General features: G+C 48.2%; 11 protein-coding genes. 1 reads left to right on the top strand and 10 read right to left on the bottom strand.

What is annotated here, in order from left to right:
* Positions 1 to 78 precede the first annotated feature (78 nt).
* Positions 79 to 1,017, bottom strand: a complete 939-nt coding sequence (locus tag J7E78_RS07610; RefSeq protein ID WP_215075670.1) for a COX15/CtaA family protein — start codon at positions 1,015 to 1,017, stop codon at positions 79 to 81.
* A 527-nt stretch (positions 1,018 to 1,544) separates the two neighbouring features.
* On the bottom strand, positions 1,545 to 1,889 hold the full coding sequence (locus J7E78_RS07605) for a thioredoxin family protein (RefSeq protein WP_017692403.1): 345 nt from the start codon (positions 1,887 to 1,889) through the stop codon (positions 1,545 to 1,547).
* A gap of 142 nt (positions 1,890 to 2,031) precedes the next feature.
* On the opposite strand from J7E78_RS07605, the gene J7E78_RS07600 reads away from it, so the two are divergent.
* Positions 2,032 to 3,318: a DUF2515 family protein gene (locus tag J7E78_RS07600; RefSeq protein ID WP_215075669.1), complete on the top strand. Its 1,287-nt coding sequence runs from the start codon at positions 2,032 to 2,034 to the stop codon at positions 3,316 to 3,318.
* Between the two features lie 198 nt (positions 3,319 to 3,516).
* Here the strand turns inward: J7E78_RS07600 and J7E78_RS07595 are convergent, their stop codons facing one another.
* The 8 genes from J7E78_RS07595 to J7E78_RS07560 all read right to left on the bottom strand — a co-directional run bounded on the left by J7E78_RS07595 (position 3,517) and on the right by J7E78_RS07560 (position 12,669).
* The gene (locus tag J7E78_RS07595; RefSeq protein ID WP_215075668.1) at positions 3,517 to 5,145 is read right to left on the bottom strand and encodes a putative polysaccharide biosynthesis protein; all 1,629 of its coding nucleotides are present in this window, start codon (positions 5,143 to 5,145) and stop codon (positions 3,517 to 3,519) included.
* Between the two features lie 62 nt (positions 5,146 to 5,207).
* Positions 5,208 to 5,648, bottom strand: a complete 441-nt coding sequence (locus J7E78_RS07590) for a DUF456 domain-containing protein (RefSeq protein WP_215075826.1) — start codon at positions 5,646 to 5,648, stop codon at positions 5,208 to 5,210.
* A 54-nt stretch (positions 5,649 to 5,702) separates the two neighbouring features.
* The gene (locus tag J7E78_RS07585) at positions 5,703 to 6,452 is read right to left on the bottom strand and encodes a Cof-type HAD-IIB family hydrolase (RefSeq protein WP_215075667.1); all 750 of its coding nucleotides are present in this window, start codon (positions 6,450 to 6,452) and stop codon (positions 5,703 to 5,705) included.
* 368 nt (positions 6,453 to 6,820) lie between these two features.
* A complete protein-coding gene (locus J7E78_RS07580) occupies positions 6,821 to 7,693 on the bottom strand; it encodes a metal ABC transporter permease (protein WP_047841304.1) in 873 nt (290 codons plus the stop codon).
* Complete coding sequence (locus J7E78_RS07575; RefSeq protein WP_215075666.1) at positions 7,693 to 8,652, bottom strand: metal ABC transporter permease; 960 nt, start codon at positions 8,650 to 8,652, stop codon at positions 7,693 to 7,695. The genes J7E78_RS07580 and J7E78_RS07575 overlap by 1 nt, the downstream gene beginning before the upstream one ends.
* Positions 8,653 to 8,655: 3 nt before the next feature.
* Complete coding sequence (locus tag J7E78_RS07570; protein ID WP_251034895.1) at positions 8,656 to 9,477, bottom strand: metal ABC transporter ATP-binding protein; 822 nt, start codon at positions 9,475 to 9,477, stop codon at positions 8,656 to 8,658.
* Between the two features lie 31 nt (positions 9,478 to 9,508).
* Positions 9,509 to 10,453, bottom strand: coding sequence for a metal ABC transporter solute-binding protein, Zn/Mn family (locus tag J7E78_RS07565; RefSeq protein ID WP_285229354.1), 945 nt, complete (start codon positions 10,451 to 10,453; stop codon positions 9,509 to 9,511).
* A gap of 236 nt (positions 10,454 to 10,689) precedes the next feature.
* Positions 10,690 to 12,669, bottom strand: a complete 1,980-nt coding sequence (locus tag J7E78_RS07560) for a peptidoglycan D,D-transpeptidase FtsI family protein (protein ID WP_397330502.1) — start codon at positions 12,667 to 12,669, stop codon at positions 10,690 to 10,692.
* Positions 12,670 to 12,866: the final 197 nt, after the last annotated feature.

Genomic DNA, 12,866 nt, shown 5'->3' with positions numbered 1-12,866 from the left:
GTCCAATGATGTACATCACTGGATGGTGGACTTTCAAGTTTAGCCCAATTACCTTTGGAAAAAGAATGGATCTATATCTTAGAACCGATTAGCCGGGCGATGCAGCTTGTACACCAGGAAGCTCATATACGTTAAGACTCCGAACAATATGGCGATATCCAGCATATGAGCGAGAGCTACGAACATGTATACTTCCGGACGGTTCATTGTCACCATCATGAAAATACCAATGACTACTTGCAACAGAATAAGAACAACGGATACCACGCCAAGGGTGCGCATTTCCTTGTTGTCCGGATGATTTCGGTAAGCGAAGTGACCCAGGATTGCGATAACAATCACGAGCGATGCAGCTGCTGCACGGTGAGCAAAGGCAACCGCTACCCCACCCGAAAGCTCAGGAATAATCTGCCCGTTACAGAGCGGAAATCCGGAACATCCGCCGGCAGAATCCGTGTGGCTCACAAATGCACCCGTGTATACCACGAGATATGTGTAAATGGTGGAGAACCAGACCAGATTCCTGAATTTTTTGCTAACCCGAGGGTATTTATTCAGGCGCTCCAATCCGCCATCTTTGGCCTCCTGCCTTATGCCCAAGGCCATCATTAGGGAACTGGCAAAAGCAATCAGCGCAAAGCCAAAATGCAGTGCCATGACTGCTGAAGATTGGGAGAAGACAACGGCAAAAGCCCCCATGATTCCCTGGACGATAACAAATACCAGGGTTAAGAAAGAAAACAATTGCAGGTCACGGCGTGACTTGCCGAACCGCAGAAAAGCAACAAACGAGGCAATGGACAACAATCCAGCCAGTGCGCTTACAGCGCGATGGGAATATTCAATAAGTGAAGCCACAGTATGTGCTGGAACGAGTTTTCCATTACATAAAGGCCATTCCGTTCCGCAGCCAAGGCCCGATTCCGTTTTGGTTACGATGCCTCCACCAAAAGTGGCCAGAAACATGACAAGACAGGTTAATACGGTTAACCATTTAAACAAAGTTAAATGTTTCAATTTTTTCTCACCCGCTGTTGGTTTAAGATGGCGAAGAATATTCTCCGCTTGTTTCGGTACTTTGACACTTATTTCACAACTAAATTCATTATACCGGATAAAATGTTCATTGACGTCGCGCTTTGTGACAAAATGTTAACGTCTGGTGAAATAATGACCCGCAAGTCATTGAGGATATGTACATAAACGTTTCTTACATAGAACAAGTCGAACACACAAACGCCATTTCCCTATTTCAAGAGAAATGGCGTTCTTTTTATTATACCCTTTTACAACATGAACCTGTCATACTTTATATAAGTTCAATGAAACATTTACACAATAACGGAGAGGACAGAAATAACCAGAAGAAGCGGAGCTAAAAGCTTTCTGAAAGAAAGCTGCATCGGAAGCATATGCTTCGCCTTTATCCCCGGATTTCCCCCTTTATAAAAGGGATCAAAGAAATCTGGGGATAACAGCGATCAAAAGGTTATTCTGTCATCGGAGTGTCTGTGTAAATATTCATTAGTTGAACTTATATAACATTATTTATGGATCGTGTTGTACACCTCAACTGCACGATCCAGGAACTGCTCAATCTCTTCTCTCGACTTGCGCAGCTTGTTCACATACCGTACGAGTTCGCGGCCATCTGTATACGCCACAAAGCTCGGAATGCCAAGAATATTCTGCTCTTCACTAACGGTTCCAACCTGATCCACGTCGACCTCAATCAAGGTCAGTTCACGTGCATATTTCTCTTCAACCTCAGGCATAAACGGATCGATGTATTTGCAGTCACCACACCAGTCTGCCTTGAATACGGCAATCGTCAAACGCGGGGATTGGATGGCTACATCAAAAGCCGGTTTGGAAGTAATCTGTTCCATTCGGTTCATCTCCCTTTCTGTACCTTGTCTTACCCTAAGTGAAGCAAATTGGCGAGTGGAAGTCAAATAATCAGCGCATACTTAGAATAAACCACATGGTCTGTGAATTTAAACCCAGAACATCATGAAAGGATGTCACATCATGACTTCCACCAGAACCGATTCTTCCAGCGAACAACATCACGGGTCCCTCCTGCAGATGGTCCGTTCCATTCCGGGTGCTGCCCGGGAAATCTGGCGTGGCAAACAGGCTGCATGGCAAGCTTCTGCACAGCTTCGTCACCCATTGCGTGACATCGAGTGGGATACCGATACGGCAGCTGCCCTGCAATCTGAGGTGGAGCGTTTGTTACCTGCCAGCGGCAAGTCTTTTGCACGCACGGACCAGGTTCAGAGCGCACTCGTCTGCGAAGAAGATTGCATCATTCTGGAAGAGATTAAGACACTGACTCAGGAGCACAATCGGAGTAATATCACCCGCACAGCAGCCTATCTGGAATGTTATGAGCAATATCCTGAACTGCACTGGGCTCTATTAGCTCATATGGTCTCTCGCAACGGCGGATATCACATGACAGATCTTCAGAGTGACTTAATGCATAATCTGCAGAATCATAGCGATCGCGAGCATATGTATCGGCTGCTGGAGCGATGCAATGCACTCATTTTCCAAGATGCCTACCCACAGCTTCTGCTGTATATGAACAGCCGCCGGATCCGACGAAGCTGTTTCCATCTCTTGTCGCACTTTCACGTATCGGCGTTTATGACGCCGTTTTGGGAACGCTTTTGGCTGGAACGGTGCAGTTCACTGCTAAGTGTGGCATTAATTATTAATGAGCAGAACTATATCGAGAGCCGGGTGGTGCAGCATCCTTATTTTCAAAAAGAAGTACTATCCAAACCCGCATTCCATCTGCATAATCTGGCGGGTCTGAATCATATCGTCTTCCCTCTTGGACGGGGAGCAGGACTCGCAGGACGCGTCATTGAACATTTTGGCAAGCTGGATGAGCGAATCATGTTTGGTAAAGGGCTATATGCTCTGTTGTTTGGCGTGGAGCAAGTACACTCACAAGTGTTGGAGTTCACACATTCGGTTCCTCATCGTGGCTCACGTGCCGAATATTGGCCTGGCCTGTTTACCCATCGTGAAGACGAGGCGGGTGATCATACATTATACGCTCAGGCGTTACTTGATGAAGAATGGCTTCCAGAAGGGCAACGATTATATAGTCCGGAACTTCTCTCCGTATGGGGGGACACGCCTTATGAACCAATCACCAGACATGACTGGCTTCAGACTCGGGATTGTCTCGGTTATCTGACGGCACCACGTCGGCCATGGCTGTTTGAGATGAGTCACGAACACCGGTATGGCATGTTGAAAACAGCACTGGCTCATGATGCGAAAGCCATCACACACTAATTGTAAAGATCACATAGAACAGGTTAATCCAGATCATGCGAACACCCGAAGTACAGCGAATTTAGGCTTGCTTGCCTACTGTCCAACTCAGTCGCTCAGCTCGCTTTAGATATACAAAAAAGCCCTGTCCGCTTCAACAGCAAACAGAGCTTGTATCGTATTTTGACCGAATGATGAGGCCTAGATATTTCGTGAAGGTTATCCTCTTTGCCCAGTACCACGTTGAAGACGCATAAGTGGACGAAGAATTTTTTGCAGAATACGGGGGTAACTGCCCAGCTCGTCCTTGCGCAGTACACGCAGCACAACCATGAGAACCAGATACACCACAACAACAAGCATACCAACCACAAAGCAGGTAAACAAGAAGGATACACGCGCTGGCAGGAACAGTCCAAAGATCATATTCCCGATCCAGTTCGTTGCAAATCCTACACCTGCTGCAAGCAAGACCGTAATGATAAATCCTTTCCAACGATCTCCCATGATGGAGAAATCAACGATTTTGCGAAGAACCCGCAGATTAAGGTATGTGATGACCAGGAAACAAAGGGCTGTTGCAATAATGATGCCGTAAATGCCAAACATCGGCGCGAGGATCAGACTTGCAATCAGCTTGACCACAACACCCGCTGCGACACTGATCATCGTAATCCTCGGTTTACCTACCCCAAGCAAAATGGAGTTGGTAGTCATCATCGTAATCTGGAAAATGGTGCCGAATGTTAACAAGGCAATGATCGGCGTTCCATCCAGATTGGTAAACAGCAATCCGTTGACCGAATACGCTGCTGCACAAAGTGCAATGACAATCGGCATACCTGTCAGAATCGAAATACGCAACGCAAGTGTAACCTGACTCTTCAGATGCGCTTCATCCTTTCGGGCAAATGCTGCCGATATGACAGGCACCAAGGATTGACTCAAAGCGATAGCCAGAATCGGAGGAATACCCGCAATACTTTGAGCTTTAGCACCCAAGATCGCAAGTACACCAGTCGCTTCTTCGAGTCCGATCTGGCCACTAAGCAGTGGTACCACAAGGGATGAATCGATGAAGTTAATGGCTGGAACTGCAAGTGAGGACAGCACAATTGGAATAGACAGCTTGAAGATATCACTGTAGATGCCTCGCATCGGTAACTGCTCTGCACGCTCGTAATTCAATTGGGCCGCACGGTCGCTACGACGCAGCTTCAAGGTGAAGTACAGCATGACACCGAAGGCACCCACACTTCCTAATACTCCACCAAATGAAGCACCCGCAGCAATCGTCTGGTCATCATAATTCCATTGCAGCATGACATAAGCCACGATAATGGCTGTACCTACACGGGCGAACTGTTCCACAATCTGTGAAATACCACCCGCTGTCATGTTGCCGCGTCCCTGGAAATATCCACGCATCATCGCAATAGCCGGGAACAGCAGCAAGGCTGGAGCCAAGGCGCGAATGGCGCTGACTGACTCCGGTACTTTGGAGACATACGTAGCATAATAAGGTGCCGCGAACCACAACAAAGCAGACATGACTACCCCGGCAACAGCGGCAAAGATCAGGGCTGCACGGTAGATCTGTTGAGCTTCACTCGCGCGTCCGAGCGCATAACGTTCCGATACCATTTTACTAAGTGTACTCGGTATGCCCGCCGTTGCTACAGTTAACAGCATTAAATATACCGTATTGGAGATCGTAAACGATGCGTTACCAACATCTCCGAGGATATGCTCCAGCGGCACCCGTTGAACCAATCCGAGTACTCTTGCGATCAGCGCAGCTGCCGCCAGAATGAGCGTACCCCTAATGAATGTTTCTTTCTTAGACAAACCAATTCCCCTTCTTTCCTCCACACCGGACGTGCATCCCGTTGAAAGCTAATCCTGAACGTTTAGGCGAATCTTACCACCCAGATAATAAAGAGAACAATCATGACGATTTGCAAAATAATTTTCATCACAGTACTCGTAAATAGCCCCACGACGGAACCAAATCCAACTTTCGACGCTTTGGAAGGTGTAGACCCTCCGATCAGTTCCCCGATAAAAGCACCGATAAATGGCCCCAACACCAGTCCGAATGCCGGAATGACAAATGGGCCAATGATAACACCAATGGTACTCAGCGTGGTCGATAACTTGGAGCCACCGAACTTCTTCACACCCCATGCGCTGACGACATAATCAGCCACAAACAACACAACAACAATCAGAATCTGGATGATCCAGAACCACACACCAAACGGATCAAAGCTGAAGAACCAGCCGTAGACCAGAAACGCGAAGAAAATTGCTACAGCACCAGGCAGTATAGGATATACCGTTCCAGCCATCCCCACTGCAAACAGCAGCACAATTAAAATCCAGGCAATGGTTGCGAGCAAAGGTTACTCCCCCTTCAAAATATGTTCACGGATCACTTCGACGATACCGTCTTCATTGTTACTCGCTACGACCAGATCAGCCGCTTCCTTCACCTGCTCCTGCGCATTACCCATCGCTACACCCAGACCCACGGCCTCAATGACAGCCAGATCATTCAGACTGTCTCCAACAGCAACAACTTCGGACATCTCGATGCCCAGCAGCTTGCAGACTTCGGCTACCCCGCTTGCCTTGGATATCCCACCAGGGTTAATCTCAATATTGACGGGTGAGGAATTGGTCATTTGCAGACCGCCCATTTGTTGCAGCTCCATCATGATCTGGTGACGAACTTCATCCACATCGGTAGTAAAGCCGAATTTCAGCCATTCCCGGGCTTCAATATCATCTGTCCAGCGATCACGGTTGAACAGCTCTTCCACGGAGTATGCCCAGTACCAACTGTTATATTTCTCACCAAGTTCCTGCAATTTGCGAATCATTGCCGGGTCCATCAGATGACGCATATGCAGATCATGCGGGGCTTTCCAGACTTCACTGCCATTCACCGTAACCATCGGTGTCTCAAGTCCAAGCTGGACCGCATAAGGCATCGCGTGGAATACGGCTCTTCCCGTGGAAAGGCACACATGTACACCCCGACGAATGGCAATTTGAATCCACTTGGCGGTCTCCTGTGTAATTTCATGATTATCGTTAAGTAATGTTCCATCCATATCTAATGCAAGCAATTTGTATTTCAGTTCACTCATGCTGTATTTCCTCCTCATAATATCTCTCTACGTGCAGACGCTTCAAATCTCTGAATAACACGGCTCAGGTTCGTTAGCGCTCAACCCTCTATTCCAAATACTCTCATAACAAGATCGCCCGGCAACCGCTAATGCGGACGCTCCGGACGTCATAGCTAACGACATTTTACCACAGATCATCTGTATGCAACAAAATAACCCGGAATCGGAAAACTGACGCCTCACTTCAGATGTATATACCATACTTATATCCTTTTGCCCTTTTGATCTTGTGAAAGTAATACGACCAGACACGCAAAAAAACCGCCTGCATTGCAGACGGCTTCTTGTAATTTTGTTTATTCACCTGTTATTCACTTAAACTTTCATTACCTTGCCGCGAATTTGCGACGAGCATAACGGAATACGATGCCATGTTTCGGTGACAGCAACAGTGCAAGAACAAACAAAATCCCAGCAACAGCCACCATGCAGCCCGCGATGGAAGCATCCAGGGCATAAGCCATGATGTAACCTCCAACCGAGGAAGCTGCTCCGATCAGAACGGCGTACAGAATCATTTTGCCCAGACGATCTGTGAGCAGGTAAGCCGTCGCTGCGGGTACAATCAGCATACCAACCACGAGAATGGACCCAACACTCTCAAATGAAGCTACGGATGTCATGGAAACAAGTCCCATGAGCAGATAATGGAACAGCACTACAGGAATCCCGCAGGCTGCAGCCAGCGCCGGATCGAAGGCACACAGCTTGAACTGTTTGTAGAACAGCCCAATGACGACGAGGATGACTAGTAAAGTGATACCCAGCATCCAGACCGCCCTCGGCCCGACATCTGTACCTCCAAGGGTTAGTGTATCCCACTGTACATAAGCGATCTCACCAAACAAGACACAGTCCAGATCCAGATCAATATGTTGGGCGTTCAGACTAATCAGAATAACCCCTACTGCGAAGAGTGCTGTGAACACAATTCCGATTGAGGCATCAGACGAGAGTCCACCCGCCTGCAGACTTTGTATGAAGAACACCGTCAGTAGTCCAAACACCGTTGCGCCAAGCAGCATCCACAATGAATCTCTGGAACCACTCCACAGGAAAGCAATCGCAATACCGGGGAGAACCGCATGACTGATCGCATCACCGACCAGAGCCATTCGCCGCAGGATCAGAAAACAACCGAGGATGGCGCAAGCAGAAGATACCAAAACGGCCGTCAAGATAATCCAAAACGTTGCCATTACATCTCCCCCCGTTCCTGCTGATTTCGCTGTGCGGTGAGAGTCTGGAGTGTAGCTCGCTCTTCACGCATATATGCGGACTTTGCCTGAATACTACGCAACCGTCGAGCTAACAATCCACGACGTGGGGCGAGCAAGGCTGATCCGGCAAACAGCACCGTAGCCGCAAGAACCGTTACAGGTCCCGTCGGCAGATTGGGCACGAGCGTGCTGAAGATGGTACCCGTCGCTCCGCTCAATGCACCAAATATGCCTGCGAGCAATACCATAAGTGCAAGGGAGTCGGTCCAGCAGCGTGCCGCTGCAGCCGGAGTCACCAGCAGGGCCGCGACAAGCACCACACCCACCGCCTGAATCCCGGCAACCACCGCAATCACCGTCAAGAGCAGAATGAGCTGCTCCAGCATGGCAACTGGCAGACCCATGCCTCGTGCAAAACCCGGGTCAAAACTCACCAGCTTAAATTCCTTGAACCAGGCAAGACAGGCAATCAGTAATACGAGGCATACGCCACCCATGACATAGACATCCGTCATGACCATGGATGCCGCCTGTCCAAACAAATATTTATCGAGTCCGCTCTGGCTTCCACTCGCCCCATGCTGAATGCGCGTAAGCATGACTACGCCAATCCCGAAAAATACGGTCAGCACGATCCCCATCGCCGCATCCTGCTTGATCCGTGAGTAGCGCGTAATCCACGAGATTCCGAAGGTAGCGACAATACCGGCCACTAGAGCACCGAAAAGGAATAATCCGACCGACTTCGTGTCCGTCAACATAAATGCAATACAGATCCCAGGCAGAGCTGCATGAGCAAGGGTGTCCCCCATCAGGCTCTGTTTACGAAGAAAGGTGAAGGAGCCAATCATTCCGCTACTGAATCCTAACAACAGACAGCCAAGCAATATCCAACGTGTATTGGGGTCAGATAAGATGGCAACGATCCAGTTCCACATGCACTACACCTGGCCTTTCTCCGTCCGGCTTCCGATCATCGCAATCCGGCCTCCGTACGTCTCTTGCAGTGTATCCGGTACAAATACTTCACTTGTCGGCCCACCTGCCACCAGTCGTCCATTGAGCAGCAGCACATGGTCGAAGTATTCCTCGACTGTCGCCAGATCATGGTGAACAACCAGTACCGTCTTGCCTTGTTTCTTCAACTGTTCCAAAAGCGAAATGATCGCTTTCTCTGTGGTGGCATCCACACCTGCAAACGGCTCATCCATGAAATACAGATCTGCGTCTTGCACGAGTGCCCGCGCCAGAAAGACACGTTGCTGCTGTCCACCGGACAGCTGACTGATCTGGCGGTACATGTAATCGCCCATGCCGACTTGCTCCAGGCAGTGTGCCGCCAGGTCCCGCTCCTTTTTTCCCGGACGACGGAACCAGCCCAGATGACCATACCGTCCCATCATCACCACATCGAGCGCATGCGTGGGGAAATCCCAGTCGACCGATTCCCGTTGGGGCACATAACCGATGCGGCGACGTTGTTCCCGGTAAGATTGTCCGAAAATTCGTACCTCTCCATGCATCTTCGGCACCAGTCCTAGCACAGCTTTGATCAGAGTAGATTTCCCTGCGCCATTTGGGCCAAGAATACCGATGAGCTGTCCTTCCGGAATATCGAAGGATACGCTGCTAAGCACCGGCTTTTTGTGATACGCAACAGCCAGATCCCTCACACTAAGCGGAGCCGATGTTGGCTGCGTTCCCTGCAAGTGACTGTTGTTCAGTTTCGTAGGAGTTGGTTCCAATAAAGTTGTATCTTCCATTATCCTGTAACTCCTCTCTTCATGTGATTCATTATTTCAGGGCTTCTACAATCGTCTCAACATTGTGACGAATCATACCGATATATGTGCCTTCGTCCGTTCCCTCAGCCCCCATGGCATCCGAGAACAGTTCTCCACCAATGCTGACCGTATGTCCTTTTTGAGCTGCTCCGGCAATGATGGCTTCCATCGCTTTTGCAGGCACACTCGATTCAACAAATACGGCTTTGATCTGATTATCCACGAGATAATCCCGCAGTTCGCTAACATCTTTTGCACCGTATTCGGCTGCTGTACTGATGCCCTGAAGTCCCATCACCTTCATTCCATAAGCCTGACCGAAATATCCAAATGCATCATGCGCCGTAACCAATACCCGGCTTGCTTCAGGAATCTCCAGAATCTTCTCACGCACCTCGGCATCCAGTGCTTCGAGCTTCGCCAGATACGCCTCTGCCTGAGCCTTGTACTCTTCCGCATGGTCCGGGTCCGCCTCCACGAGCGTATCGCGTACGGCTTCTGCCGCATGCATCCAGTGGCTGACGTCAAACCAGACGTGTGGATCATATTCGGTGCCGCCTGTATCTTTGCCTGAGTGTAACTCCTCGACTGGAATAGTCTCTGTAACGGCTGTAACCAGCTTGCTTGAGGACATTTTCTCCAAAATGTCTGTCATTTTACCTTCGAGATGCAGTCCATTATAGAAAATGACTTCCGCTTGCTCCAGCTTGCGAATATCACCTTGGGAGGCCTTGTACAGGTGTGGATCAACGCCCGGGCCCATTAGCCCGGTAACATCAACATATGCCCCGCCTACCTCACGTGCTAAGTCAGCGATCATTCCCGTTGTAGCGGTTACTTGTAACTTGCCACCACTGCTCGTCTCTGCATCACTGGAACATGCCGTAAGTACAACAACCAGAACCAGAGCGGCTAGCGTAATGAACGCCCTCTGAATACTCCTCATTTTCACCATTAACAATTCAACCGTCCCCTTTCCCTCTCCTAAAATACTTGTCTACATCTAATTTTGTTGTACAAGGTATTAATTTTTAATCAAGACTAATAATGTTTCCCTTGTGCAAATTTTATCCGAAGCCAAAAAAAAAGGCAAGGGCTTATTTCCCCTGCCTGTCCAAATATATTTAATTCACTTCATTAACTTTCTGGTCACGATGGTAAAAGGGCTAACTTTTGCGAGGTTCTTTTACATTACTCGTTGTCTTTTCCTTCGTCTTTCTTACCTTTTGGCGTTCCATCGAGACCATACACTTCATCATATGCATCGAAAATTTTCCGTGCAATCGGCGAGGCACTGACTGACCCGAACCCACCTTCCGGTACAACAACAGCTACAGCAAGCTTCGGATTATCTCTTGGTGCAAAGGCAATAAATACACCATTCTCTTTTTTGTTCGGTCCGGTGCCCTGCTCTGATGTTCCTGTTTTCCGTGCATAATCGTATGGGAAACCGTCAAATGAACTTACTTTGGTAACCATACCTTTGTGCACTTCATTCCAGTGCGCATCGGCAAAATCAACTTCATTAAGCACCTTAGGTTTGATCTCTTTCACCACATTGCCGTCCGCGTCACGGATTTCCTTCACCAGATGTGGTTCCATCCGTTTGCCCTTATTGGCAAGCATGGTCGTGTATTGGGCAAGTTGCATCGTAGTGTACTTGGCTTGCTGCCCAAAAGAGGCAAATGCCAAACGTGTTAGAGCTGATTCCTGTTCCTCATTAGTATATTCTAACGTGCCCTCGTATTCTTTGGGTAAATCAATACCAGTAGGCACCCCCAAACCGAAATCCTTCATGTATCTGTCCCAGACATTGATGCCTTCCTCTGAACCGTATTTGCTTAACAAACGTTTGCCTACCATGTCGATCATGAACGCATTGGAAGACTTCTCAATCGCTCTTCTTGCCGTAATAGAACCATTATAAGCAGAATGCGAGTTCTTCACTTGTCGTCCGTCTTTCCCCAAAACCGCATATCCCTGATCGTGATAGGTCTCTCCTGCTGTAAATAATCCCTCTTTTAATCCAATAAGCACACTTAGCGGCTTGATCACTGACCCAAGAAGTACAACGGATTCCGCTCGTCTAGGCTTATCATCATTCGGTGGGAAAGACTCCGTGGTTCCATTCCGAAACACATATTTGATTTTGTCATAATCCCAATCATTCGGATCATAGTCCGGCATGCTCGCCATGGCCACCACGTTTCCCGTATCCACTTCCATGGCTACCGCGTATCCGGTAATTGCCTTGGGAAGTCTGCGCAATTCGTCCGTTATCGCCTCTTGTGCTGCCATCTGAATTTCCTTGTTAATTGTGGATACCAGACTGTAACCTTTCTCTGGCGGAGTCTGTTTCATCGTGCCCTCTGGCAAATTACGTGAATTAATATCAATGGACTGATAACCGCTACGTCCACGAAGCTCTTCCTGATATTGAAATTCCAGGCCATCAACTCCAACTTTTTCTTGTTGGGTATAGCGAAGTCCTGGGTCGCGTTGCGTTGCTTCCGACTTGCTTATTTCTATATATTTAGGCAAGTTTTCCTGTTGACCTTTGAACTCCCTTGTATATCCAATCACCTGAACGGCAACCCCGTCCGGATCATATTTTCGTATGTTTTCTTCCAGTACCATGGCACCTGGATACTCCGCCTTCTTCTCCATAAAATAAGCAATTTCTTTCGTGTTTAGATCCGACTTCACTAGGCGAGGGGTATACCCATGTGCCTTCTGAGATTTGAGATCCAATCGTTTGATGATCTCTTCCGCATCCGGCTGCTCCTTGTCCCCTGGATTAAACTGCTTAAACACAGCCGCCAGATCATGAGCCAGTTCCTCCGCTTCCTGTCTACGTTCATCATTCCGATAATCCTCATATAACAGCACATATAGGGACTGTACAGGTTCGGAATAAGCGAGTGCCGCTTCCCCTGTTGCATCATAGATGGGGCCACGCACGGGTGCAAGCGGGATGTCTTTGGTATTACGACTCGTTTCCATATACGTCAGTTCAGGACCCTCCACAAATTGCACAAAGGCTAATCTGAAAATAAGGATACTGAATATGACAAATGCCGCGAAAAAAAACAGATTCAGCCTTGCGGTGGAAGGCTTGTTGACGGGTGTATCTTCCTCAGTCATGGGTTTCTTCCTCAATCGGTTAAACATGTTTTAAGCCTCTCCCGTTCCTCTATAAAAATAAAATATTTAATCCGTCTTGTGAACGTGTTCAATCCAATATTTAAACCTTTCTCATACAATTCTACCAAAGGTCAGCTGTCACGTCTTTCAATATTTGGTTACATTATCGTAATCAGAACCGTTACACTACCCAATCTACTGATTTCGATGTAAACACTGACATA

The organism is Paenibacillus polymyxa (assembly GCF_018614975.1).
In the GTDB taxonomy this organism is placed as follows: Bacteria; Bacillota; Bacilli; order Paenibacillales; family Paenibacillaceae; genus Paenibacillus; species Paenibacillus polymyxa_E.
Note: the sequence above shows the minus strand (reverse complement) of the source record. Positions and strands in the feature narration are given on the sequence as shown.

Coding starts and splice junctions, on each gene's coding strand:
- J7E78_RS07605 (WP_017692403.1), bottom strand. CDS start 1,889: ATGGAACAGATTACTTCCAAACCGGCTTTTGATGTAGCCATCCAATCC.
- J7E78_RS07600 (WP_215075669.1), top strand. CDS start 2,032: ATGACTTCCACCAGAACCGATTCTTCCAGCGAACAACATCACGGGTCC.
- J7E78_RS07590 (WP_215075826.1), bottom strand. CDS start 5,648: ATGGCTGGAACGGTATATCCTATACTGCCTGGTGCTGTAGCAATTTTC.
- J7E78_RS07585 (WP_215075667.1), bottom strand. CDS start 6,452: ATGAGTGAACTGAAATACAAATTGCTTGCATTAGATATGGATGGAACA.
- J7E78_RS07580 (WP_047841304.1), bottom strand. CDS start 7,693: ATGGCAACGTTTTGGATTATCTTGACGGCCGTTTTGGTATCTTCTGCT.
- J7E78_RS07575 (WP_215075666.1), bottom strand. CDS start 8,652: ATGTGGAACTGGATCGTTGCCATCTTATCTGACCCCAATACACGTTGG.
- J7E78_RS07570 (WP_251034895.1), bottom strand. CDS start 9,477: ATGGAAGATACAACTTTATTGGAACCAACTCCTACGAAACTGAACAAC.
- J7E78_RS07565 (WP_285229354.1), bottom strand. CDS start 10,453: ATGGTGAAAATGAGGAGTATTCAGAGGGCGTTCATTACGCTAGCCGCT.
- J7E78_RS07560 (WP_397330502.1), bottom strand. CDS start 12,669: ATGTTTAACCGATTGAGGAAGAAACCCATGACTGAGGAAGATACACCC.